This is a genomic window from Streptomyces lothianensis (assembly GCF_047779955.1).
GTDB lineage: Bacteria > Actinomycetota > Actinomycetes > Streptomycetales > Streptomycetaceae > Streptomyces.
Map to the genome: position 1 here is coordinate 39,305 of NZ_JBLMKT010000062.1, position 21,920 is coordinate 61,224.

Annotated in this window: 23 protein-coding genes and 1 tRNA gene; 6 read left to right on the forward strand and 18 right to left on the reverse strand. The window is 70.2% G+C overall.

All coding sequences use genetic code 11. The features are described 5' to 3' along the window. Positions 1 to 35: 35 nt before the first annotated feature. The 5 genes from ACLF6P_RS21290 to ACLF6P_RS21310 form a co-directional block, all read right to left on the reverse strand. Complete coding sequence (locus ACLF6P_RS21290) at positions 36 to 461, reverse strand: hypothetical protein (RefSeq protein ID WP_415952218.1); 426 nt, start codon at positions 459 to 461, stop codon at positions 36 to 38. A 124-nt stretch (positions 462 to 585) separates the two neighbouring features. Then, complete coding sequence (locus ACLF6P_RS21295; protein WP_415952219.1) at positions 586 to 2,151, reverse strand: GH1 family beta-glucosidase; 1,566 nt, start codon at positions 2,149 to 2,151, stop codon at positions 586 to 588. 102 nt (positions 2,152 to 2,253) lie between these two features. Then, positions 2,254 to 3,189 (reverse strand): carbohydrate ABC transporter permease, encoded by a 936-nt coding sequence (locus tag ACLF6P_RS21300; RefSeq protein ID WP_415952221.1) that lies wholly within the window; start codon positions 3,187 to 3,189, stop codon positions 2,254 to 2,256. Beyond that, positions 3,186 to 4,160, reverse strand: coding sequence for a carbohydrate ABC transporter permease (locus ACLF6P_RS21305; RefSeq protein ID WP_415952223.1), 975 nt, complete (start codon positions 4,158 to 4,160; stop codon positions 3,186 to 3,188). The genes ACLF6P_RS21300 and ACLF6P_RS21305 overlap by 4 nt, the downstream gene beginning before the upstream one ends. A gap of 59 nt (positions 4,161 to 4,219) precedes the next feature. Further along, on the reverse strand, positions 4,220 to 5,551 hold the full coding sequence (locus tag ACLF6P_RS21310) for an ABC transporter substrate-binding protein (RefSeq protein ID WP_415952225.1): 1,332 nt from the start codon (positions 5,549 to 5,551) through the stop codon (positions 4,220 to 4,222). A gap of 366 nt (positions 5,552 to 5,917) precedes the next feature. Here ACLF6P_RS21310 and ACLF6P_RS21315 point away from each other — a divergent pair, with 366 nt between their 5' ends. Then, positions 5,918 to 6,994 (forward strand): LacI family DNA-binding transcriptional regulator, encoded by a 1,077-nt coding sequence (locus ACLF6P_RS21315; RefSeq protein WP_415952227.1) that lies wholly within the window; start codon positions 5,918 to 5,920, stop codon positions 6,992 to 6,994. Positions 6,995 to 7,013: 19 nt separating this feature from the next. On the opposite strand, the gene ACLF6P_RS21320 is transcribed toward ACLF6P_RS21315, so the two are convergent. From ACLF6P_RS21320 to ACLF6P_RS21330, 3 genes are read right to left on the reverse strand one after another with little or no spacing between them, the layout of a single operon-like run. After that, positions 7,014 to 8,027 (reverse strand): threo-3-hydroxy-L-aspartate ammonia-lyase, encoded by a 1,014-nt coding sequence (locus ACLF6P_RS21320; protein WP_415952229.1) that lies wholly within the window; start codon positions 8,025 to 8,027, stop codon positions 7,014 to 7,016. Between the two features lie 29 nt (positions 8,028 to 8,056). Continuing rightward, positions 8,057 to 8,377: a transcriptional regulator gene (locus ACLF6P_RS21325; RefSeq protein WP_415952231.1), complete on the reverse strand. Its 321-nt coding sequence runs from the start codon at positions 8,375 to 8,377 to the stop codon at positions 8,057 to 8,059. Then, positions 8,374 to 8,865: a hypothetical protein gene (locus tag ACLF6P_RS21330; protein WP_415952232.1), complete on the reverse strand. Its 492-nt coding sequence runs from the start codon at positions 8,863 to 8,865 to the stop codon at positions 8,374 to 8,376. The genes ACLF6P_RS21325 and ACLF6P_RS21330 overlap by 4 nt, the downstream gene beginning before the upstream one ends. Positions 8,866 to 9,161: 296 nt before the next feature. On the opposite strand from ACLF6P_RS21330, the gene ACLF6P_RS21335 reads away from it, so the two are divergent. Beyond that, positions 9,162 to 9,545 carry a fimbrillin family protein gene (locus tag ACLF6P_RS21335; protein ID WP_415952233.1) on the forward strand — a complete coding sequence of 128 codons (384 nt, stop codon included), beginning with the start codon at positions 9,162 to 9,164 and terminating at the stop codon, positions 9,543 to 9,545. 75 nt (positions 9,546 to 9,620) lie between these two features. Here ACLF6P_RS21335 and ACLF6P_RS21340 read toward each other — a convergent pair whose 3' ends face one another. After that, positions 9,621 to 10,223, reverse strand: a complete 603-nt coding sequence (locus ACLF6P_RS21340; protein ID WP_415952234.1) for a DUF2867 domain-containing protein — start codon at positions 10,221 to 10,223, stop codon at positions 9,621 to 9,623. 95 nt (positions 10,224 to 10,318) lie between these two features. Between ACLF6P_RS21340 and ACLF6P_RS21345 the strand changes: the two genes are divergently transcribed. Then, a complete protein-coding gene (locus tag ACLF6P_RS21345; protein ID WP_415952235.1) occupies positions 10,319 to 10,879 on the forward strand; it encodes a TetR/AcrR family transcriptional regulator in 561 nt (186 codons plus the stop codon). A gap of 49 nt (positions 10,880 to 10,928) precedes the next feature. Here ACLF6P_RS21345 and ACLF6P_RS21350 read toward each other — a convergent pair whose 3' ends face one another. Next, positions 10,929 to 11,591 carry an ATP-binding protein gene (locus ACLF6P_RS21350; RefSeq protein ID WP_415952236.1) on the reverse strand — a complete coding sequence of 221 codons (663 nt, stop codon included), beginning with the start codon at positions 11,589 to 11,591 and terminating at the stop codon, positions 10,929 to 10,931. A gap of 67 nt (positions 11,592 to 11,658) precedes the next feature. Here ACLF6P_RS21350 and ACLF6P_RS21355 point away from each other — a divergent pair, with 67 nt between their 5' ends. Next, a complete protein-coding gene (locus ACLF6P_RS21355; RefSeq protein ID WP_415952237.1) occupies positions 11,659 to 12,078 on the forward strand; it encodes an MmcQ/YjbR family DNA-binding protein in 420 nt (139 codons plus the stop codon). A 142-nt stretch (positions 12,079 to 12,220) separates the two neighbouring features. Here the strand turns inward: ACLF6P_RS21355 and ACLF6P_RS21360 are convergent. From ACLF6P_RS21360 to ACLF6P_RS21370, 3 genes are all read right to left on the reverse strand, one after another. After that, positions 12,221 to 12,293 (reverse strand) — tRNA-His (locus tag ACLF6P_RS21360). A 94-nt stretch (positions 12,294 to 12,387) separates the two neighbouring features. Further along, complete coding sequence (gene orn / locus ACLF6P_RS21365) at positions 12,388 to 12,996, reverse strand: oligoribonuclease (protein WP_415952238.1); 609 nt, start codon at positions 12,994 to 12,996, stop codon at positions 12,388 to 12,390. 4 nt (positions 12,997 to 13,000) lie between these two features. Next, a complete protein-coding gene (locus ACLF6P_RS21370; protein ID WP_415952239.1) occupies positions 13,001 to 14,329 on the reverse strand; it encodes a helix-turn-helix domain-containing protein in 1,329 nt (442 codons plus the stop codon). An 809-nt stretch (positions 14,330 to 15,138) separates the two neighbouring features. On the opposite strand from ACLF6P_RS21370, the gene ACLF6P_RS21375 reads away from it, so the two are divergent. Together ACLF6P_RS21375 and ACLF6P_RS21380 are read left to right on the forward strand one after the other, a co-directional pair. Then, positions 15,139 to 15,681, forward strand: coding sequence for a universal stress protein (locus ACLF6P_RS21375; protein WP_415952240.1), 543 nt, complete (start codon positions 15,139 to 15,141; stop codon positions 15,679 to 15,681). Between the two features lie 315 nt (positions 15,682 to 15,996). Then, a complete protein-coding gene (locus ACLF6P_RS21380) occupies positions 15,997 to 16,566 on the forward strand; it encodes an acetate uptake transporter (RefSeq protein WP_415952241.1) in 570 nt (189 codons plus the stop codon). A 146-nt stretch (positions 16,567 to 16,712) separates the two neighbouring features. Here the strand turns inward: ACLF6P_RS21380 and glmS are convergent, their stop codons facing one another. The 5 genes from glmS to ACLF6P_RS21405 all read right to left on the reverse strand — a co-directional run bounded on the left by glmS (position 16,713) and on the right by ACLF6P_RS21405 (position 21,866). After that, positions 16,713 to 18,530 carry a glutamine--fructose-6-phosphate transaminase (isomerizing) gene (gene glmS, locus ACLF6P_RS21385; protein ID WP_415952242.1) on the reverse strand — a complete coding sequence of 606 codons (1,818 nt, stop codon included), beginning with the start codon at positions 18,528 to 18,530 and terminating at the stop codon, positions 16,713 to 16,715. Between the two features lie 46 nt (positions 18,531 to 18,576). Beyond that, positions 18,577 to 18,834, reverse strand: a complete 258-nt coding sequence (locus ACLF6P_RS21390; protein WP_415952243.1) for a hypothetical protein — start codon at positions 18,832 to 18,834, stop codon at positions 18,577 to 18,579. Positions 18,835 to 18,916: 82 nt separating this feature from the next. Then, positions 18,917 to 19,786, reverse strand: a complete 870-nt coding sequence (locus ACLF6P_RS21395) for a DUF4429 domain-containing protein (protein WP_415952244.1) — start codon at positions 19,784 to 19,786, stop codon at positions 18,917 to 18,919. Positions 19,787 to 19,855: 69 nt separating this feature from the next. After that, positions 19,856 to 20,728 (reverse strand): siderophore-interacting protein, encoded by an 873-nt coding sequence (locus tag ACLF6P_RS21400; RefSeq protein ID WP_415952245.1) that lies wholly within the window; start codon positions 20,726 to 20,728, stop codon positions 19,856 to 19,858. An 88-nt stretch (positions 20,729 to 20,816) separates the two neighbouring features. Next, a complete protein-coding gene (locus tag ACLF6P_RS21405) occupies positions 20,817 to 21,866 on the reverse strand; it encodes an ABC transporter substrate-binding protein (RefSeq protein WP_415952246.1) in 1,050 nt (349 codons plus the stop codon). Between the last annotated feature and the right edge of the window lie 54 nt (positions 21,867 to 21,920).

The window sequence follows — 21,920 nt, forward strand, 5'->3', positions numbered from 1 at the left end:
CGCTGCGGGGCAGGTCGGCCCGCTCCCGGTGTCGGTCAGCTGTCGGGGCAGAGGGTTTTGCGCAGCCCGGCGTTGAGGTGCTTCCCGTGCTCTTCGGTGATCGCGGCCCCGGAGTACATGAAGAGCATGGCGGCGAGGGTGTCCTCCATGCCCGCGGAGTTGGGGTTGTCGAGGTTCTGGCACTGTCTGCGCGCCGCGTCGATGGCCTTGTCCTCGTCCTGGACGAGCTCCGGGAGGACGTCCCGGATCGCCGCGAGAACCGCATCGCGTTCCGCCCCGGTGGGCTCGTCCGGGAGCCTGCCTTGCGCCGCGGTGTTGTCCTCCTGCTGCTCGGTGGGCTTGGAGGAGGCATTGGGCGGCTTCTGCTTGGCCTGGTCGCCGCTGTCCTCGCTGCCGCAGCCGACGACGGCCAAGGCGAGGGTGGCGAGGATGCCGATCGTCTTCGTGGTGCGTGTGCGCATGGTCCCCCCTGGGATGGCTGGTGCAGGCGGGAGCCATGATCGGGTACGTGAGGTTCGTGTGTAAACGATGGCCCGGCCGGCCCCCTGTGCCGGCCGGGCGCGTATCACCGGAGCGGCAGAGGACTCAGCCCGGCGGCGGCAGCATGCCCTCGCGGGCCGCGCGGGCGTACCAGTGCGCGCTGGACTTGGGGGTACGGGACTGCGTCTCGTAGTCCACGTACACCGCACCGAAGCGTTTGCTGTAGCCGTAGGCCCACTCGAAGTTGTCGAGCAGCGACCACAGGAAGTACCCGCGGACGTCCGCCCCCCGCCGCAGGGCCTCGTGCACGGCCGACAGATGCCCGTACAGGTAGCGGACCCGGTCCGGGTCGTGGACCTGCCCGTCCTCACCCACCCGGTCTTCGAACGCCGCCCCGTTCTCCGTCACGAAGAGTGGAACCCCCGGAGCCTGAGCGGTGTATTCGAGGAGAAGGTCCGTGAGGCCGGTCGGATCCACCGGCCATTCCATCGCGGTCAGTTCGCCCGGCGCCCGGTGGAAGGCCACCTGGTCCGCACCGGGCCAGGGGGAGTGGGAGCTCGCATTGTGGCCGTCCTGGCGAGGGGCGGCGGGATCGCTCGCGGCCGAGACCACCGCGGGTGCGTAGTAGTTGATGCCCAGGAAATCCAGGGGGTGCTTGATGACGGTGAGGTCTTCCGAGCGTACGAAGGACCAGTCGGTGATATGCGAGGTGTCCGCGATCAGATCCGCCGGGTAGGCCCCCTTGAGCAGGGGACCGCTGAAGATCCGGTTGGCGAGCGCGTCGATCCGCCGCTGCGCGTCCCGGTCCTCGGCCGAGTCGGTCAACGGCCGTACGGCACTGGGGTTGAGCGCGATCCCCAGGCCCGCCCGCGACGGCAGCGCGGCGCGCAGGGCCTGGGCCGCGAGGCCGTGCCCGAGGTTGAGGTGGTGGGCCGCGCGCAGGGCCGCCACATCATCGGTGCGTCCCGGCGCGTGCACCCCCGAGCCGTATCCCAGAAAGGCACTGCACCACGGCTCGTTGAGGGTGGACCACAGTTCGACCCGGTCCCCGAGCGCGGCGCCCACGATCCCGGCGTACTCGGCGAACCGCTCCGCCGTGTCCCGCTCGGGCCAGCCGCCGCCCGCGCTGGACCCGCTGGGGAACGCGGTCTCCAGGTCCTGCGGCAGATCCCAGTGGTAGAGCGTGGCCATCGGGGTGATGCCGTGTTCGAGCAGCTCGTCGACCAGCGCGCGGTAGAAGTCGAGCCCGCGCTGCACCGCGGGCCCGCGCCCGGTGGGCTGCACGCGCGGCCAGGACACGGAGAACCGGTAGGCACCCAGGCCGAGTTCGGCCATGAGGCGGACGTCGTCACGGAAGCGGTGGTAGTGGTCGCAGGCCACATCCCCTGTGTCGCCACCGAGTACCTTGCCCGGCGTGCGGCTGAAGGTGTCCCAGATGGAGGGGGTGCGCCCGTCGGCCTGCGCGGCGCCCTCGATCTGGTACGCGGCGGTGGCGGCGCCCCACAGGAAGCCGGGCGGAAAGGTGAGGGACCCGTCGGCGGCCGGCTCGGCGGAGGGCGAGGACGGAGCCGACGAAGGTGATGCCGCAGACGACGACGAAGACGGAGAGGAAGGTGACGATGATCGCGAGGGCGAAGGCGAAAGTGTTTCGGATGCTTCGACTGAAGGCAAGGGAGCGCTCCCATTCTGTGTACGGGAAAGGGGAGGTGATGAGGAGACGGGGCGGTAGGACGGCGGGAGGAGGGCGGCGCAGGGGCAACCGGGTGGCAGCGCCTACCCCTTGACCGCCCCCTGCATGATCCCGCCCACGATCTGCTTGCCGAACACGATGAACGCGAGCAGCAGCGGCAGCGTGCCGAGCAGCGCACCTGCCATGATCACCGACTGGTCGGGGATGTATCCGCGTCCGAGGCCGGTGAGTGCGACCTGTACGGTCGGGTTCCCGTTCTGGGTGAGGGCGATGATCGGCCAGAAGAAGTCGTTCCAGGCCTGGACGAAGGTGAGCATCCCGAGCACCGCCATGGCGGGCCGCGCCGCGGGGAACACGACATGCCACAGGACCCGCCCACTGCTCGCGCCGTCCACGCGCGCCGCCTCGACCAGTTCGTCCGGCAGCGCCTGCAGCAGGTACTGCCGCATGAAGAACACCCCGAAGGCACAGACGAAGAAGGGCATGATCACGGCCTGCAGCCGGTCCGTCCAGGACAGCTCGGCGATCAGCATGTACAGCGGTACGACACTGAGCTGCGGCGGCACCATCATCGTGGCGATCACGAAGAAGAGCAGGAAGTTCTTCCAGCGGAAGCGCAGCTTGGCGAAGGCGAACCCGGCCAGGGTCGAGATCAGCACGGTCCCGGCGGAGGCGATCCCCGCCACGATCGTGGTGTTGAGCAGCGCCGTGCCCATGTTGGCGTCGGTCCAGGCGATCTCGAGGTTCTTGAAGAGATTGCCGCCGAACCAGAAGGGCGGCGGTGTCTGGGCGAGCCGTGTGTTGTTGCGCGAGGCCGCGATCGCCGTCCACACCAGCGGGAACAGCGAGAGCACGGTCACGGTGATCAGCACGAGATACGTCCATTTGCCGCCGTGCAGCGTCTTGCCGGCCTTGCTCCTGCGCGGGCCGCCGAGCCCGCGCCGCCCACGCGTGCCGCCCCCACGCAGCCGCCGCCGCTGTTCGTCCTGGGGCACCCGGTCGGTGACGGTGGCGCTCATCGGGCCCTCCCTTCGCTCTTGGCGAGCCGACGGGCGACGAGCCAGTTGACGCCCGCGATGACCAGCAGGATCAGGAACATGGCCCAGGCGATGGCCGAGGCGCGGCCCAGGTTGAGGTTCACCCAGCCCTGTTCGTACAGGTAGAGCCCGAGCGTCTGGAACTGGTGGTCCGATCCGCCGGTCGGCGAGCCGCCGTCGTTGAACAGCAGCGGTTCACCGAAGAGCTGGGTCGCGCCGATCGTGGAGACGACACAGGTGAACAGGATCGTGGGACGCAGCGAGGGCAGCGTCACATGGAAGAACTGCTGCCAGCGCGAGGCGCCGTCCAGCGCCGCGGACTCGTACAGATCGTCGGGGATGGACTGCATCGCGGCCAGATAGATCAGCGCGTTGTAGCCCGTCCAGCGCCAGATCACGATCGTGGAGACCGCGAGCTGCGAGGTCCACGTCCCGTTCTTCCAGTCGATGCCGTCGATCCCGAGCATCCCGAGACCCCAGTTGAACATGCCGTAGTCGCGCCCGAAGAGCAGCACGAACACCAGCGTCGCCGCGGCCACCGACGTGGCGTAAGGGGTGAGGACCGCGACCCGGAAGAACCAGGAGCCGCGCAGCCGGTAGTTGAGCAGATGCGCGATGCCGAGCGCCATCACCAGCTGCGGCACCGTCGAGAGGAGGCCGATGGTGACGGTGTTCTGCAGCGCGTTCCAGAAGAATTCGTCGTCGAGCAGCCGGGTGAAGTTGTGCAGTCCCGCCCACTCCATGTCGTTGGGCGCGGTCAGGGAGACCCGGTGCAGGGAGGCCCAGCCGGTGTAGAGCAGCGGGAAGAGACCGAAGGCGAGAAAGAAGAGGAAGAACGGGGTGAGCATCGCGTACGGGCTGAACTTCATGTCCCAGCGGTAGCGCCGGCTGCGCCACGCACGGGACCTGAGCTCCTTGCCGCCGGGCGGCGCCGGGGCGGGCGCCTTGTCCACACGCGGGGCCGCGGCCCCCTCCCCTCGGGGGGCCGCGGTGGACCGGTACTGGTTCACCACTACTGATCCAGTGCGTTGTCGATCGACTTCACTGCCTTGTCCCAGGCCTCATCGGGGTCGGTCCCCTTCTGGTCGACCTGGAGCATGCCCACGTCCGCCAGATTCTGCGCGATGATCAGGTCCTTCGGGCCGAGGATCTGCACCGGCGTGCCCTCGGCGGCCTGCGCGAAGATCTCGCCGATGGGCGCATTGCCGAAGTACGCGTGCTGGGCGCTCTTGACCGCGGGCAGGTCGTAGGCGGCCTTGGCGCTCGGGAAGCTGGCGCGCTCGGTGAAGAGCTTCGCCTGCTGTTCGGGGGCCGTCAGCCAGGCGGCGAGCTTGGCGGCCTCCTTCTTGTTCTTGCCGGCCTCGGGCACGACGAGGAAGGAGCCGCCCCAGTTGGAGGGCTTGGGCGCGGAGGCCACGTCCCACTTGCCCTTGGCCTCGTCGCCGCCCTTGTCCTGGATGTAGCCGAGCATCCAGGCCGGGCAGGAGATCGTGGCGAAGTCACCGTTGGCGAAGCCCTGGTCCCAGGCGGGGGTGAAGCTCTGCAGCTTCGCCGACAGACCCGCCTCGGCGAACTCGGCGGCGAGGTCCCAGCCCTCCTTGATGACCGGGTTCGACTTGTAGACGATGTTGCCGTCCTCGTCGTAGAAGCGCTTGGCGCTGCTGCCGTGCACGGCGGCCATCACGTTGGAGGCGCCGTCGACGAAGGCGGTGTCCTTCATCTTCTTCCCGAAGGTCTTGCCGACCTCGAGGTACTTGTTCCAGTCGCCTGCCCACAGCTTGCCCACCTCCTCGCGCTCGGTGGGCAGCCCGGCCTTCTCGAAGAGGTCCTTGCGGTAGCAGATGCCCTGCGGGCCGACGTCCGTGCCCAGGCCGACGGTCTTGCCGTCCTTCGAGGTGCCCTGCTGCCACTTCCAGTCCAGGAAGGCGTTCTTGTCCACGCCCGCGGCCTTGCCCAGGTCCATCAGCTTGTCGGACTGGGTTGCGGTGATCTCCGCGATGTTGTTGACCTCGACGGCCTGGATGTCGGCGAGTCCGCTGCCCGTGGACAGGTGGGTGAGCAGGGCCGGGTAGTAGTTCTCGTTCCGCTCCACCGAGGTCTGCTCGATGACGATGTCCGGGTTCTCCTTCATGTACTGCTCGTAGAGACCCGCCTCCTTGAGGCCGAAGGCGCCGAACACCCCCACGGTGATGGTGGTCTTGCCCTTGCCGCCCTTCGTGCCACCGTCGCCGGATCCGCCGGGCTCGTCCGAGTCCTCGGCACAGCCGGCCAGCAGGCCCGCGCCCAATGCCGCGACGGCCGCGACGGCCACCGCCTTAAGGGACGTTCGGTGCCTCATGCGCATTGCGTCCTCCTAGTGCCCTGACGTGCTCCGACTCCCAGCCAACTCTCTCGTGCTGTGGGGGTGATCCAACGTGCGGCTCGGGCGGGAACGTGCGGGTTGTGTAGGTGCCGGGTACGGTGGGAGCGCTCCCATGTGTGATGAGTTGAAGAGTCGCGGCTGCGCCGAAGGGTGTCAAGGGACCTGACGTAGGGAGTCGGATCGGTTATCCGGCTGTTAGTTTTCGCCCGGGTGACCGGGCTTCGTCCGTACGTACGGATCTGTCGGACGAGTCGCCCGTACGGGCCGGTCGTACGTCGCGTACGTACGAAAGGGTCGTACGGTGAACGCCGGGCGCAAAACGATCAGCACGCCGATGGGGAGGCAGGGATGACGATCCGTCAACCTCGGGCCGGGGGCCGGCCCGGGAGCGGGCGCAGGCCCACGCTCGAAGAGGTCGCGGCCCGCGCCGGCGTCGGCCGCGGCACGGTCTCCCGCGTCATCAACGGCTCACCCCGCGTCAGCGAACGCACCCGCGCCGCCGTCGAGGCCGCCGTGGCCGAGCTCGGCTACGTACCGAACACGGCGGCCCGCGCGCTCGCCGCGAACCGTACGGACGCGATCGCCCTGGTCGTCCCGGAACCGGAAGGCCGCTTCTTCACCGAGCCCTACTTCTCGGACATCATCCACGGTGTCGGCGACGCGCTCGCCGACACCGAGGTGCAGCTTCTGCTCACCTTCGCGAGCAAAGCCCGCGAACGCCGGCGCCTGGCCCAGTACCTGGCCGCCCAGCGCGTCGACGGCGTCCTCCTTGTCTCCGTGCACGCCGACGACCCACTGCCCGAGCTGATCGAACAGCTCGGCATACCCGCCGTCGTCAGCGGCCGCCGCTCCGCCTCCGAGCCCCTCACCTCCGTCGACTCCGACAACTTCGAGGGCGCGAAAGCAGCCATCGACCACCTCCTGAGCCGCGGCCGCACCCGCATCGCCACCATCACCGGCCGCCTCGACGTCTACGGCGCCCAGCGACGCCTCGACGGCTACCGCGCGGCGCTCGCGGCGGCCGGACTGCCCGCCGAGGAATCCCTCGTCGCACCCGCCGACTTCACCGAGGAAGGCGGCCGTCGCTCGATGCAGCGGCTGCTCGAAGAACGCCCCGACCTGGACGCGGTCTTCGCCGCATCGGACGTGATGGCCTCCGGCGCCCGCCAGGTGCTGCGCGAGGCCGGCCGCCGCATCCCCGACGACGTGGCGCTCGTCGGCTTCGACGACTCGGCCATCGCCCGCCACATGGACCCGCCGCTGACGAGCGTTCGCCAGCCGACCGAGGAGATGGGCCAGGCGATGACCCGGCTGCTGCTCGACGAGATCGCCGCGGTGGCCGCCCACCACGGCCCGTCCTCCCGCCGGATGGCCCGCGAACAGCTCGTACTGCCGACGGAACTGGTGATCCGGGCCTCTTCCTGAGCGGCCCGCGCGAGCCCCGTCAGCGACCGGCCCCTCCCTCGCCCCCGCCCCCGCCCAGAAACTCCCCGAGCCGCGCGAGGTCCACATTCCCGCCGCTCAGGATGACCCCGACCCGCTGCCCGCGCAGCTCGGCCGCGCGCTCCAGGGCCGCGGCGAAGCCGAGACAGCCCGTCGGCTCCACCACGGTCTTCATCCGTGCGGCGAACAGCCTCACCCCGTCGACCAGTTGTGCATCGCTCGCCGTCAGCACATCGGTCACCCGCTCCCGGATCACCGGGAACGTCTGCTGTCCCAGATGCTGTGTCTGCGCCCCGTCGGCGATCGTCTGCGGCGTGTCGATATGCACGATCTCGCCCTTGCGCAGCGACTGCTGTCCGTCGTTCCCGGCCTCCGGCTCCACGCCGTAGACCGCGCACCGCGGCGAGAGAGCACCGGCCGCGAGCAGTGTGCCGGACAGCAGCCCGCCCCCGCCCAGCGGCACGAACAGCGCGTCGAGCTCCCCGACCTCCTCGAAGAGCTCCTTCGCCGCGGTGCCCTGCCCGGCCATCACATCCGGATGGTCGTAGGGCGGCACAAGCGTCAGTCCCCGCTCGGCCGCCAGCGCCTTCCCGATCGCCTCCCGGTCCTCGCGGTAACGGTCGTACGAGACGATCTCGGCCCCGTAGCCACGCGTGGCCGCCACCTTCGCCGCCGGTGCGTCATGCGGCATCACGATGGTCGCCGGGATCCCGAGCAGACTCGCCGAAAGCGCCACGGCCTGCGCGTGGTTCCCCGACGAGAACGCCACCACCCCGGCCCGCCGCTGCTCCCGGTCGAAGCGCGAGAGCGCGTTGAACGCCCCGCGGAACTTGAACGCCCCCATGCGCTGCAGATTCTCCGCCTTGAAGAAGAACCGCACCCCGCTCTCCTGGTCGACCAGCCGCGAGGTGAGCACGGGCGTCCGGTGAGCGTGCCCGGCGATGCGCTCGTGGGCGCGGATGACGTCTTCGTAGGTGGGGGAGTCCGCGGATGTCGCGGCAGCAGTCGAGTCCATGACGGCAGTCTCGCAGCCCGCCTCGGCCGTCACAGAGCCGGATCCGACGTCCCCACGATCGCCCGCAGCGCCGCGAGGTGCCCCTGGTAGGCAGCCCGGCCCTGCCGGGTCAGGCGGAGCCACACGCGCTGCCGGGTGTCGCGGACGGCCTTGCGCTGCTCGACGTAGCCGGCGTCCATCAGCGCGGTGACGTGCTTGCTCAGCGCGGAGGCGGAGAGGCCGAGTTGCGTTTGGACCAGGCCGAACTCCGCCTCGCCCGCAGTGGCGAGGAGGGCGCAGATACGCAGCCGGTTCGGGGCGTGGACTGTGGTGTCGAACCCCTCCAGGGGATCGCGGGAACCGGCGCTCATGCGGTCTTCCGGTGTAGGCGGACGAAGGCGAGGTGGAAGCCGACGGACACGGCGGCACCGGCCACCGAGGCCGCGATCAGCCAGCCCGCCCATCCGGTGGCGCGGAACGCGACGGGTGCGCCCACCAGCAGCATGGGCAGGCCGACGGCGAGCGGCACGGTCGCCCGCTTCGGCAGCACGTCCAGCCGCAGCGCCACGCCGGTCTTGACGCGCCACTTCCTGGCGGCGACGGCGAAGAGCGCCATGTACAACGCGGTGCTCGCGAGCAGTATGCCCACCCAGGCGGGGCCGGGAAGCAGCCAGTCCGGGTCGGCCATGGCGCCACCGTAGGTGATCGGGAGGGCGGCGATGTAGAGCGTGAGTGTGATGAAGAACCAGGTCGGCCAGGGCGTGGCCGAGCGCGCCGCCGTGGAGGCCTGGATCTGCTCGGTCTCGGCCAGCGCGGAACGCGCCTGTTCTGCTGTCGGTCGTACCCCGTTGGTTTCCATGGTGGAAAGAGTAGCCTCTGGTTTCCGGTGCGGAAAGTGATGAGTTTCCCACATGGCAAGTGACGGGCTTCCTGCATGGCGAGTGACGGGCTTCCCGTATGGCGAGTGACGGGCTTCCCGCATGGCGAGTGACGAGCCCGCCCGCCGCTCGCCCGCCTGTTCCGCGTGTTCGGTCCCGAGGGGCGGTGCGCACGGCGAACGCGCCTTCGCTCAGGGGGCTTTCGGTCCCGTTTCCGGGCGCCCCTCGGGTCTGCTTGAATGCGGGCCGGCCTGTCGTAGCGCCCTGGGAGACCCGCATGCGCCGAACCCGCACCGTGACCGCCGTTCTCGTGGCCGGGCTGCTGCTCGGAGGGTGTTCCCAGGAGGTGGATCCGCTGGTCGGGGAGTGGGTGGCGGACGGGCCGCAGCCCCGGGGGTTCTCCGACTTCGGGGACCGGGCGATCATCCGGGTCGACGAGGACGGCGAGGCGATACTCGGCACTTCCCCCTCCGACCTGTGCGGGAACGCGGAGGTGACGGCCGGGGAGGGGGACGGCGAGTTCCGGATCGCGTTCGAGTCCCGATGCCTGACGGTCGGCGTGCCGGTGAGCCTGGACGTCGTCCTGGACGGCGACACCCTGGAGGCGGTACCGACCGGCCGGCCGGACGGGGAGCCGTACCGCTTCCGGCGGGCGGACTGAGCGACCGGGCCGTCCTCGTGATGCCCCGTCGGAGAGCGTCCCGGGTTGCGGGCCGTGGTGGGTTCCGGGCCCCGGTCAGTGCGCGCTCCGTTCGGCGGCGTTCGCCTGCCACTCGCGGCCGATGGAACGCATCAGTGCCGGGTACACCCCGAGGTACCGGAAGGGCTTGATGGTGGCCATGTAGAGGGCGCCGAACAGGCCGTTCGGTCTCACCAGTACGGCCATCTGGCCGCGGTGGCCGCCGGAGCCGTCCGGGACCCAGCCGATGTGCATCACGGCGTGCACGGTCCTGTTTCCCATCTCGGCGGCCCACTCGTCGTGCCGCTGGTAGAGGGAGGTGAACGGGGACGAGCCGAGGTCGGGGCCCCGGGGGCCTTCGCGGAGATCCGTCGGCAACCGTTCGCTGAGGGAGGGCAGCCGGGCGCCGACGCCCGTGCCCGGCCTGTCCAGGCCGAGCAGCGCTCCGAGCTTCCAGCGGATGGCGAAGAGCGCGCGGGAGACGGGGCCTTCCCCCTTCACCCCGTCGCTCATTCCTTCGGCCATCTGGCGTACCAGCCACACGAAATCGTCGGGTCCGCCGGGGGTGGGCAGTGCCCACACGTCCTCGACTGTGAAGTCGTCGGCGATGTCGTGGATCCGCCAGGGGCGGTCCGTGTGGGCGGTCCGGGGAAGTCGCATGAGCTGACCCCTGTCTATACGGTGGCGTATAGATCGAGCGTAGACCCGTCTATACGGCACCGTATACTCGGCGGGGACGTGAGGAGCCACACACCATGGGCGCGACCCGCACACCACGCGGCAAGTGGATCGAGGAAGGTCTGCGGGCCCTGGTCGCAGGAGGCCCCGAAGCCGTCCGGATCGAAGCGCTGGCGCAGGCGCTGGGCGTCAGCAAGGGCGGCTTCTACGGGTACTTCCGCAACCGGGACGCGCTGCTCGCCGAGATGCTCGACACCTGGGAGTACGAGGTCGCCGAGGGCGTCATCGAGGAGGTGGAGAGCGGTGGCGGAGACGCCAGGGCCAGACTGGAGCGCCTGTTCGCTCTCGTCGCCGCGTCCACCGACGGGCCGGTGCGGGGCACCACCGCCGACATCGCGATCCGCGACTGGGCCCGCCGGGACGCGGCCGTCGCCGAGCGCCTGCGCCGCGTCGACAACCGCCGCATGGACTACCTGCGTTCGCTGTTCTCCACCTTCTGCCCCGACGAGGACGAGGTCGAGGTCCGTTGCCTGCTCGCCGTCTCGGTGCGTATCGGCAACCACTTCAACGCGGCCGACAACGGCAGGCGCAGCCGCGGGGAAGTGATGGAGCTGATCAGGCAACGGCTGCTGGAGTAGCCGCCCCCGTCCGGAGCGGTGCTTCAGGCGCCCCGTCCGGAGCGGTGCTTCAGGCGGCGCCGCGGCGGTCGTCGATCCCGACGCAGAGGTGTGGCCAGGCCCGGACCTGTCGTGCCAGGGCGTCGACCGCGATGCCGTGTGCCGTACGGGACGGCTCCCCGGGAAGGAAGCGGACCGTTGTGCCGGTTGCAGTGGTGGTGCCGCTTGCGGCGGTTGTTCCCGTGACCTCATCGGCGATCGGCTGCAGATCCGTGGTGGGCACCCCGTACTCGTACCGCTGCGTCCAGGAGCCGCTGCGGCGGCGGTTGGTGTGGACGAGCCAGGTGCTGAGCGCGGCGACGACGGACATGCCCCGGCGCGGGTGCCCGTCCGGCAGGACCGGGGCGTCGGGGCGGTCGAAGAACCGTAGGTCCTTCGTCGCCATGACCGGCTTGCGCACGATCCGCCCGTGCTCGTCGACCCGCGTATCCGTGCCCCGCCCGTCGTCGGCGACGGTCACCGAGCCGTCCGGCTGCAGGGTGATCCGGCACGCTCCGCCGTTTACCGAAGCGGCTTCGTCCGCCGCGTATGCGACGACCTCCAGGATCAGGTGCAGGCAGCCACCGGGGGCGAACACGGCGGGCTGCCGGCGGATGTGCTCCAGATGGCCGAGATCGACGGTGCTCGCCCAGTCGTGCGTGGTGTTCCGCCAGGTGGCCCTCGATGTGTTCACGAGGGGATTATGCGGGGAGCCGTCCGAGGCCGGGGACGAGAGGCTCGGCCGGCGCTAGTGTCGGGCCATGTCCAGCCCTGGAGACGTACCGCCGGAGATCCTCGACCGGCTCCGGCCCATCTGCCGCCAACTGCCCGAATCGTACGAGGAACCGGCCTGGATCGGTGTGCGCTGGCGTATCCGCAAGCGCACGTTCGCCCATGTCTACTCCCCGGATCCGGACCGCCACCCGCTCTACGCGCCATACGTGACGGAGGGGCAGGAACCGGTCGTGCTGTCCTTCCGGGTCCCTGCCGACGACCTGCTCGGCCTGACCACCGGCGGGTTCCCGTTCCTCCGGCTGGACTGGGGCCGCAACGTGGTCGCCGCCGTGCTCGGCGGACACACCGACTGGACCGAACTCACCGAACTGATCGCGGACAGCTACTGCCAACAGGCCCCGAAGTTCCTCGCGTCCCGCGTGGCCCTTCCGCCGTCGGCCGGGTGACGGGTGCCCAGCGCACCCGGATCGGTTCCGGACCCGGCGGAGACCTCCCGACCTTCGCCGGGTCCGCGGCCATGGTCTTCGCGGGAGTCCGGCAAAGATCAAGGCCCGGCCTGCTTCCGCAGACCGGGCCTTGACCCTTCAGGGTGAGTGACGGGACTTGAACCCGCGGCCACCTGGACCACAACCAGGTGCTCTACCAACTGAGCTACACCCACCATGTCCGGTCGTTTTCCCGACCGGCCGAGAAAAAGTGTACAGGGTCCGAGAGGGTGCTCGCGCCCACCTTTTCCCGGAGGGGATCAGCCGGGCTCAGGACTCGTCCGCAGGCCGGACGTGCTTAGCCGCGATCGTGCGGGCCGTGTCCGAGTCCGGGCCGGGCTGCGGGACGAAGACCGCCTCGCGGTAGTAGCGCAGCTCCGTGATGGATTCGCGGATGTCGGCGAGGGCCCGGTGGTTGCCGTTCTTGGGCGGACTGTTGAAGTACGCCCGCGGGTACCAGCGCCGTGCCAGCTCCTTGATCGAGGAGACGTCGACGATGCGGTAGTGGAGGTAGTCCTCCAGCGTGGGCATGTCGCGGAGCAGGAAGCCGCGGTCGGTGCCGACCGAGTTCCCGCACAGGGGCGCCTTGCCGGCGTCCTTGACGTGCTCACGTACGTACGCGAGGACCTGGGCCTCTGCGTCCGCCAGCGTCGTGCCGTCCGCGAGCTCGTCGAGGAGGCCCGAGGCGGTGTGCATCTGGCGCACCACCTCGGGCATCGTCTCCAGCGCCGCGTCCGGCGGGCGGATCACGATGTCCACGCCTTCACCGAGCACGTTCAGTTCCGAGTCGGTGACCAGCGCGGCCACCTCGATGAGTGCGTCGTCCGTCAGCGAGAGCCCGGTCATCTCGCAGTCGATCCACACCATGCGGTCGTTCATGCCCTCACCCTACGGGGCGCTCCCGCCGCCCGGGCAGCGCCTGACGGCCCGAGGTCCCGGGGGCGAAGGCGTCGGAACCCGGTTCGTCCGGGTCCGGGGTGCCTTCGCCCTGACGGTCGTGGCGGTCGTGGCGGGCCTCCAGGTGGTCCATCCGGTCGGGACGATCCGGGCGGTCGGGACGGTCCAGGCGGTCGTGGCGGTCAAGCCGGTCCGCCGCCGGTGCCGGTGCCGGTGTTATCCCCGGCGCCGAGGGTGCCGCCGTACGACGGGACTGGGGCGGGATCGTCCCCTCGGCCGCTTCGCCCGCCCGCTGCTCACTCTGCGGCCGGCGCGCCCGGTAGGCGGCCCGGTACGCGGCGGGCGAGGATCCCAGCTGGCGCCGGAAGTGGCCGCGCAGCGCGACCGGGGAGCGGAAGCCGCAGCGGCCCGCGACCTCGTCGACCGAGTAGTCGGAGGTCTCCAGGAGCCGCTGGGCCTGCAGGACACGCTGGGTGATGAGCCACTGCAGCGGTGCCGAGCCGGTCAGGGAGCGGAATCGGCGGTCGAAGGTCCGGCGCGACATGTACGCGCGGGCCGCCAGCGTTTCGACGTCGAACTGTTCGTGGAGGTGCTCCAGTGCCCAGGAGACGACCTCGGCGAGCGGGTCCGCGCCGATCTCCTCCGGTAAAGACCTGTCGAGGTAGCGCTCCTGACCGCCGGGGCGGCGCGGCGGTACGACGAGACGGCGGGCCAGGGCTCCGGCCGCGTCCGCTCCGTGGTCGCTGCGCACGATGTGCAGACAGAGGTCTATGCCGGCCGCGGTCCCGGCGGAGGTGAGCACGTCGCCGTCGTCGACGAAGAGCTCGCGCGGGTCCACATGGACGGAGGGATAGCGCTTGGCCAGCGTCGGCGCGTACATCCAGTGTGTGGTCGCCGGACGCGCGTCGAGGAGTCCGGCCGCCGCGAGGACGAACGCGCCCGTGCACAGGCCGACGATCCGCGCGCCTTCCTCGTGTGCGCGGCGCAGCGCGTCGAGGGCGCTCTGTGGTGGCGGCGCGGTGATCGAGCGCCAGGCCGGTACGACGACGGTGCCGGCCCGCGCGATGGCCTCCAGGCCGTACGGGGCGGTGAGCTCGAGCCCGCCCGTGGTGCGCAGCGGCCCGTCCTCGCCGGAGCAGACGAGCAGGCGGTAGCGCGGCACCCCGGCGTCCTGGCGGTCCACGCCGAACACGGACAGGGGGATGGAACTCTCGAAGATGGGCCCGCCGCTGAACAGCAGGACGGCGACGATTTCCCGGCGCCGGCGGCCGGAGAGCTTTCGACTTGTCTCCGGTGCGGCGGAGTCGTGGCTCATGGTGCTAAGCCCCCCTCGGTGGTTTCGGCACCCCTTGCGTGTCGGCGTTCTGCTTGGTCGCGACGTCGCTCCTGCACGATTCCCCTCGCAACGAGTCCCCCGCCCGGACGGTCATGATCGAATCTACTGTGTCCGATGGTGCCGGCGTGACCAGTTCGACCCGGACTGCATTGTCGACAAGGCAACTTGGCGCGAAGCTTTCGATCACGAAGCCTCGCACTCCGCAGCTCCGCAGGGAAGTCCGCCTTTCGCCCATGGCCGGTCCGCGTGGGGTGGCCAGGGGGTCCGGAGGGCTCTTTCCGCTGGTGGTACGGGGGTTCGGGGCCCTGAGGGGGCACGTCGGGGCCTACTCGCGAGTTTGGCTGAAAAGCGACGGGGGCGCACGACGGTTTCCGGACGGCGCACAGCGTGAACCGGTCGCCCCCGGCTCCCGCCGTCGCGAGCTCCCCCGGCAGAGGGAGTGGATCTTGGCGTCCGGCCGTGGAAGCGCACCCCGGCAGGCGTCACGACGGCCCCTTCGTCGGTTGCGACGAGCCCGGCAGAAGGCTGTAGGAGACAGGGACCATTGCGATCCGGGCAGCCCTCCGGCATGCTCCTGGAACGCCGCGGGGGAGCCCCTGCGAAGCCTGGGCAGGAGAGGAGTGTCGCCGTACCCTTGGGGTATACGGGTTGGGAAGATGATTCCCGGACACTGCTCCGAGGTACCCCTTCGCCGACCCTGCTCCTTGAGCCGTACACGTTCTGAGCCCGCACCAGATCGTCCCCGCTCCGCCGCCCTCTCCCGGAGGGCCCACCTTCCCGAGACTCCGATGGCCGGTCACGAATATCCCGAACCCGCGCCCCGCAAGCGCCAGGTCGCCGAGCCCGATGAGGCCGCGGCCTTCGCAGGCGAGCCGCTCGCCGCGGAGGAACTGCGCAGGACCTGCGATCCCGCCTTCCGCCATGGCGTCGTCGTCGGCTTCGACGGCTCGACCTCCAGCGAACGCGCCCTCTCGTACGCCATCGGCATGGCGCGCCGCTCCTCCTCCGCGCTGATCATCGTCCATGTGGCCAACAGGCTGCCCACCACGGTGTGGGCGGGCTGCGAACCGCCCGTCTTCGTGGACGTGCCCGATCACCGCACCGAGGTGCTCGGTCTCGAACTCGCCTGCGCGGACTATCTCTCCGAGGTCTCCTGGATCCTCGTCGAGCGCGGCGGCGACATCTGCCACGAGCTGGAGGAGGTCGGCCGGGAGTACGAGGCCGATGCGATCGTCGTCGGCTGTACACACGGCATCGTGGGCCGGATCTTCGGCTCGGTCGCGGGGCGGCTCGCGAAGCGCGCGCAGCGCCCGGTCGTCGTCATCCCGTAGCGTGCCCGCGGCTCCCGTAGCGTGCCCGCGGCACCCGTGGCGAGCCTGCGGCCCCCCGTGGCGCGCCTGTGGCTCCTGTGGCTCCTGCGGCTCCCGTGCTGTCGGCTTGTGCCCCTGTCGCCGTTGCGCTTCCGTAACTTCCCTTTGTCCCAGGTGAGATGGGGCGTTCGAAGCCTCAACTTCCCTCTGGCGTTCGACGAATCTACCGCCCGGTAGAGGTGGTTTGTGCCCTTGTGAAGGGTACATAAAGCTCGCCGGCCCAACCGTACGAGCCGGCCCCACGCAGCACGACTGCACACTCGAAGGGAGCCCGCCGTGGACAACGAAGTCTCCGCGGGAAGCACCACCACCACCTCCACTCTCGGCCGTCTGGCGCTCGGCGTGACCCTGCTGGCCTTCGGCCTCGGTCACGCGGAAGTGATCGAAGGCGTGACAGCCGCGGACGCCATGTCCGTCGCGACCTACGTCGGCGGTATAGCGCTCTTCATCGCCGGTCTGCTCGCGTTCCGCGAGCGTGACTCGTTCACCGGCACCGCCTTCGCCTCTCTCGGCGCCCTCTGGTTCACCTGGGGCACCGCCGACGTCGCGGCCTCGGCCAATGCGGCAGGTCTCTTCCTGCTGCTCTTCGCTCTCCTCGCGCTCAGCCTGACCCTCGGGGCGGCCGGTGGTGGCCTGCTCGGCCAGGGCATGTACGGGCTGACCGCCCTGTCCCTGCTCCTGCTCGCCATCGCCTCCTTCGGCGGCTCCGAGGCGCTCGCCAAGGTCGGCGGCTGGGCGGGTGTCGCGGCGGGTGCGGTCGCCTGGTACGGCGCGACGGCGGCTCTCGCCAAGTGGCCTGCCCTCTCCGGACGCGCTGCCGGCCGGGGAGTGACGGCCGCCGGCTGAGCAGCCGACGGGCCGGGGCATGGGCGGCTCCGGCCCGTACGAGAACGACCCCCTGGCGTCGGTGGCACGCCAGGGGGTCGTTCGCATGGATCAGGCCGGACTGCTCCACCGGAGCGGACGGGACTGCTCCACCGGAGCAGACGGGACTACTCCACCGTCACCGACTTCGCCAGGTTCCGCGGCTTGTCGATGTCCCGGCCCAGGGCCAGCGCCGTGTGGTACGCGAAGATCTGCAGCGGGATGCCCATCAGGATCGGGTCCAGCTCGGTCTCGTTCTTCGGGACCAGGATGGTGTGGTCGGCCTTCTCCTGCTCCTGGTGCGCGACCGCGAGGATCTTGCCGCTGCGGGCCTTGATCTCTTCCAGGGCGGCGCGGTTCTTCTCCAGGAGGTCGTCGTCCGGGACGATCGCGACGGTCGGCAGCGAGGGCTCGATCAGGGCGAGCGGGCCGTGCTTGAGCTCCGAGGCCGGGTAGGCCTCGGCGTGGATGTACGAGATCTCCTTGAGCTTCAGCGAGGCCTCGAGGGCGACCGGGTAGCCACGGACCCGGCCGATGAACATCATCGACTTGGCGTCCGCGTACCGCTGCGCCAGCTTCCGGATCTCGTCCTCCTGCTTGAGGATGTCCTGGATCTGGCCGGGCAGGCGGCGCAGCCCCTCGATGATCCGCTTGCCGTCGGCGACCGAGAGGTCCCGGATCCGGCCGAGGTGCAGGGCGAGCAGCGCGAAGGCGGTGACCGTGTTGGTGAAGCACTTCGTGGAGACGACGCAGACCTCGGGCCCGGCGTGCACGTACACACCGCCGTCGGTCTCGCGGGCGATCGCCGAACCGACGACGTTCACCACGCCGAGGACGCGGGCGCCCTTGCGCTTGAGCTCCTGCACGGCCGCGAGCACGTCATAGGTCTCACCGGACTGCGAGACCGCGATGTAGAGGGTGTCGGGGTCGACGACCGGGTTGCGGTAGCGGAACTCGGAGGCCGGTTCGGAGTCGGCGGGGATACGGGCCAGCTCCTCGATCAGACCGGCGCCGATCAGGCCCGCGTGGTACGAGGTGCCGCAGCCGAGGATCTTGATGCGGCGGATCTGCCGGGCCTCGCGCGGGTCCAGGTTGAGGCCGCCCAGGTGCACGGTGGAGAAGCGGTCGTCGATCCGGCCGCGCAGCACACGGTCGACCGCGTCGGGCTGCTCGCTGATCTCCTTGTGCATGTACGTGTCGTGGCCGCCCATGTCGTACGACTCGGCCTCCCACTCCACGGTGGTGGGGCTGGCGGTCGTCACGGTGCCGGACGTCGTGTACGTACGGAAGTCGTCGGCCTTGATGGTGGCCATCTCGCCGTCGTCGAGGGTGACGACCTGGCGGGTGTGCGAGACGAGCGCGGCGACGTCCGAGGCGACGAACATCTCCTTGTCGCCGATGCCGAGCACGACGGGCGAGCCGTTGCGGGCCACGACGATGCGGTCGGCGAAGTCGGCGTGCATGACGGCGATGCCGTAGGTGCCCTCGACGACCCGCAGGGCCTCGCGGACCTTCTCCTCCAGGGTTTCGGCCTCGGAGCGGGAGATGAGGTGGGTGAGCACCTCGGTGTCGGTCTCGGAGACGAAGTCGACGCCCTCGGCGGTCAGCCGGGCACGCAGATCATCGGCGTTGTCGACGATGCCGTTGTGCACGACGGCGACCTTGTTGTCGGCCGACATGTGCGGGTGGGCGTTCTCGTCGGAGGGGGCGCCGTGGGTGGCCCAACGCGTGTGGGCGATGCCGGTCGTGCCCTTGAAACGGGCGGGGACCCTGGCCTCCAGGTCGCGCACCCGGCCCTTGGCCTTGACCATCTTCAGGCCCGAGGTCTTCGGGCTGGTGACGACGAGGCCGGCCGAGTCGTAGCCGCGGTACTCCAGGCGCTGGAGGCCTTCCAGGAGGAGGGGAGCCACGTCTCGTTTGCCGATATAACCGACGATTCCGCACATGTGAGGGTTCCTTCGGGTCGAGTGGTGGTGTCTGGTCGCAGGCGGTTCAGCCGTAGACGATGCGGCGCAGCTGGCGGAGGGACAGCTCCGGGGGTGCGACCGCGCGGTACTTCAGATCGGTGGCGATCTGCTCGAAGATGGCCGCGTTCACCCGGCCCTGGGCCTGGAGCTCGCGGTGGCGGCGACGGACGAACGCTTCGGTCGTCTCGTCGAAGTAGGCGAGGACGTCCTGGATCACGCGCAGCGCTTCGCCCCGCTGGAGCGGGGTGCTGCGGGTCAGGTGATCAACGAGGTCGTCGTGCATTTGCCTGATCCTGGAGGATCGAAGGCGGCTTCGCAAGAATCCTGCCCGGTTTCGGGCAGGACTCGGCGTTTTCTGGATGGATTCATAGCCGCTTCAGCACGGCCTGCTTGGCGAGCGTGAACTCTTCATCGGTCAATATGCCGGTTTTATGAAGTTCACCCAGTTCGCGGAGTCGGCGGAGCAGCACATCGTGGTCGTCGCCCGCGGGCGACGCGTCGAGGGAGTTCACGGGCTCCGGGCCGGCGGCCGCCGCGGCCGGGTGGGGGAGGCGTGCCTGCACGGCCGCCGCGATCAGGGACATCAGCGGGTCCTTCTTGAAACCGAAGAGGTCGACCGCGTTCGGGTCGTACTTCGGCGGGGCCTCCGTCGTGGCGCCGCGGACCCGGAAGCGCAGATAGCCGTTCTCCAGGCCCGCGGACGGCTGCCACTCCACACCCTCGATCTCGTCCAGAGCGATCGTGCGGGTGCCGGCGGCCGCCTTGGCCTCCTCCGTCGTCCACTTCCACTCCAGGCGCACCCGCTCCCCGTCGAAACTCGCGGTGCCGTCGCCGGCGCTCACCGACAGCGGCACGGCGGGTCCCGCCAGGAGGTACGAGGTGCAGGGGCCCGCCGGGACCTGCTCCAACAGATGCGCGTTGCGCACCTCGTCCACGAAGTACTCGGCGACACCCCGGCGGTCGGAATCGACGCTCAGCCGGTACGGATCGGCCCCATCCGCCAGACTGCCCCCGGTGACCTGCGTGAGCGGATCCGCGCCCTCCCGCAGCCGCAGTCGGAGCCTGCCCTGCTTCTTGCCCTGCTCGAAGGAGATCCCTGCCAACGCCGTGACAGGGACCTCCAGTTCACCCAGTGTCTTGCGCAGCAGACCGACGCTCTTGTCGTGCCCGGGCACGAGCCGCAGCGTGTCGCCGTCGAAGGTCCAGGTTCCGTCGCGCTGGATGATTTCCGCCATGGGGTCGATTCTGACACCCGGCCCCGCACCGGCCTGCGCACCACGGTCCGTGCGGGGGTGGCCCGACGGTCAGTCCGCCGCGGACCGCTCGGACTCCTCGGGCTCCTCGGGCTCCGGGGTGCCCGCCATCGCCTCGTCGCGCAGCCGGTCCTCGCTGGCGCCTCGGCGCCAGTAGCCGGTGAAGCTGATGGAACGGCGGTGGTAGCCGCGGTCGTTGATGAGATGGCGGCGGATCTGCTTCATCGCGCCCGCCTCGCCCGCGAGCCAGATGTACGGAGCACCGGCGGGCAGCGCCTCCGCCGAGCGGAGCGCGTCGAGGGCGGTCTCGCCCCGCTCGCGGGCGAGCCAGACCGTCTCCAGGTCCGCGGCGGTGTGGAGACTCAGCTCGTCGGCGGCGTACGGGACCTCGAAGAACGCCCGCACCGGGAGGCCGGCCGGCAGCGATTCGAGGATCGCGGAGGCGGCGGGAAGGGCTGTCTCATCGGCCCACAGGAGCAGCCAGGGCGCGGACTCGGGCAGCCGGAAGCGGATGCCGCTGTTCTCGGCCTCCGCCGGGCCGAGCACCTTGACGCGGTCGCCGGGCGTGGCCTGTTCGGCCCATACGCAGGCGGGGCCGCCGTCCTCGTGCAGCGCGAAGTCGATGTCGACCTCGCCCGCCTCGGGGCGCTGGGCGCGCACGGTGTACGAGCGCATCACGGCACGCTCCTCGTCCGGCATCGCGCGGTACGCCAGGTACCAGGCGCCCGGCTCCTGCTCCGGCGGAAGCACCGGCTCCGACTGGCCGGGCCGCGGCAGGAAGAGGGAGAGGCTCTGGTCGAGCCCGCCCGAGACGAAGGACGTCAGGCCCGCGTCCTCGCCGTACCCGGCGAAGGTGACGCGCGCCATCGACGGCGAGAGGTGCTGCGTGCGGATGACTTCGAGACCGAAGAGGCGATAGGTCACCGTGTCCTCCTGTTCGCTTCTCCGCCCGTGCGGCGCAGAGGTGCGGGTTTCGTCGTTGTCTGCGGTCCGGCCGCCGCACGTGCGTCGCTCACGAGGTGACCTTCTTCGCGTTCTCGATGGCCTCCGCGAGGCTCTCCAGGATCGGGGTGCACTTCGCGTACGAGTAGACAGGCTCGGTGACGCGTGGGATGACCTGGCCCGCCTTCACCGCGGGGAGCTGCTGCCAGGTCGGCTTGGACTTGTCGAGCTCGGCGGGCTGGAGGGTGCCGGTGCGGTTGTCGACCATGATGAGGTCGGCCTCGTACTTGCCGGCGTTCTCCCAGCTGAGCTCCTCGAAGAAGCCCTGCGCGTTGACCTTCGGCTGGACGAACTCGACGCCCAGCTCCTCGAAGTACCGGGTGTCCGCGGAGGTCTTCGGCGCCGAGACGTAGAACAGGTCCGCCGAGCCCGAGCCGACCAGCACCCTGATGCCGGGGTTGGACTTCGCGGCCGCGCGCAGCCGGGCCGCCGCCTTCTCGAATGCGGCCTTGGACTCGGTGACCTTCGCGGACTTCACATCGGCGCCGAGCGCGGCGGCGAGTTCCACGCGGCGGGCGAGCGCCTTGTCCATGGTGGTCTCGGCGGCCCACAGGAGCACGGAGGGGACCTGCAACTGGAGGATCTTCTTCTCGGCGGCGGTGCCCGTGATGTACCAGGCCTGGTCCTTGATCCACATATCGGTGATCAGGAGGTCGGGATCGAGGGCCGCGTACTTCTCGACGCTGAACTTGTCGTACGCGTTGCCGAGGATCTCGACCTTGCTGATGTCCATGTCGCCGGCCTGGACGTCCGGCATGCCGTCGGCGGTCTCGGTGGGGCCGAAGACGCCCTTGACCTTGATGCCGTAGTCCCAGAGCGCGGCGGCGGTGCCGGTGAAGGCGACGATGTTCGCCGGCTGCTCGTCGAGCTTCACCTCGGTGCCGCGGTCGTCCTCGAAGGAGAACGGGCCGTCGGATCCGGCTCCGCTTTCCGAGGCCGACTTCGTGCCCTTGCCGCCCTTGTCGTCACCACAGGCGGCCAGGAGGGCGCTGAGGCCGACGGCGCCACCGGCGGTGAGCAGACCGCGTCGGGAGATCCGGGACAGGCGGGACTTGGGCATGCGTGTGCTGCTTTCTCAGGACGAACGAAGCGGACCTTAGGTTAACCTAACCTA

Bases quoted from the DNA above. Each gene is read 5' to 3' on its own strand.
- ACLF6P_RS21290 (WP_415952218.1), bottom strand. From the start codon at position 461: ATGCGCACACGCACCACGAAGACGATCGGCATCCTCGCCACCCTCGCC.
- ACLF6P_RS21300 (WP_415952221.1), bottom strand. From the start codon at position 3,189: ATGAGCGCCACCGTCACCGACCGGGTGCCCCAGGACGAACAGCGGCGG.
- ACLF6P_RS21310 (WP_415952225.1), bottom strand. From the start codon at position 5,551: ATGCGCATGAGGCACCGAACGTCCCTTAAGGCGGTGGCCGTCGCGGCC.
- ACLF6P_RS21315 (WP_415952227.1), top strand. From the start codon at position 5,918: ATGACGATCCGTCAACCTCGGGCCGGGGGCCGGCCCGGGAGCGGGCGC.
- ACLF6P_RS21320 (WP_415952229.1), bottom strand. From the start codon at position 8,027: ATGGACTCGACTGCTGCCGCGACATCCGCGGACTCCCCCACCTACGAA.
- ACLF6P_RS21325 (WP_415952231.1), bottom strand. From the start codon at position 8,377: ATGAGCGCCGGTTCCCGCGATCCCCTGGAGGGGTTCGACACCACAGTC.
- ACLF6P_RS21330 (WP_415952232.1), bottom strand. From the start codon at position 8,865: ATGGAAACCAACGGGGTACGACCGACAGCAGAACAGGCGCGTTCCGCG.
- ACLF6P_RS21335 (WP_415952233.1), top strand. From the start codon at position 9,162: ATGCGCCGAACCCGCACCGTGACCGCCGTTCTCGTGGCCGGGCTGCTG.
- ACLF6P_RS21340 (WP_415952234.1), bottom strand. From the start codon at position 10,223: ATGCGACTTCCCCGGACCGCCCACACGGACCGCCCCTGGCGGATCCAC.
- ACLF6P_RS21345 (WP_415952235.1), top strand. From the start codon at position 10,319: ATGGGCGCGACCCGCACACCACGCGGCAAGTGGATCGAGGAAGGTCTG.
- ACLF6P_RS21355 (WP_415952237.1), top strand. From the start codon at position 11,659: ATGTCCAGCCCTGGAGACGTACCGCCGGAGATCCTCGACCGGCTCCGG.
- orn (WP_415952238.1), bottom strand. From the start codon at position 12,996: ATGAACGACCGCATGGTGTGGATCGACTGCGAGATGACCGGGCTCTCG.
- ACLF6P_RS21370 (WP_415952239.1), bottom strand. From the start codon at position 14,329: ATGAGCCACGACTCCGCCGCACCGGAGACAAGTCGAAAGCTCTCCGGC.
- ACLF6P_RS21375 (WP_415952240.1), top strand. From the start codon at position 15,139: ATGGCCGGTCACGAATATCCCGAACCCGCGCCCCGCAAGCGCCAGGTC.
- glmS (WP_415952242.1), bottom strand. From the start codon at position 18,530: ATGTGCGGAATCGTCGGTTATATCGGCAAACGAGACGTGGCTCCCCTC.
- ACLF6P_RS21390 (WP_415952243.1), bottom strand. From the start codon at position 18,834: ATGCACGACGACCTCGTTGATCACCTGACCCGCAGCACCCCGCTCCAG.
- ACLF6P_RS21395 (WP_415952244.1), bottom strand. From the start codon at position 19,786: ATGGCGGAAATCATCCAGCGCGACGGAACCTGGACCTTCGACGGCGAC.
- ACLF6P_RS21405 (WP_415952246.1), bottom strand. From the start codon at position 21,866: ATGCCCAAGTCCCGCCTGTCCCGGATCTCCCGACGCGGTCTGCTCACC.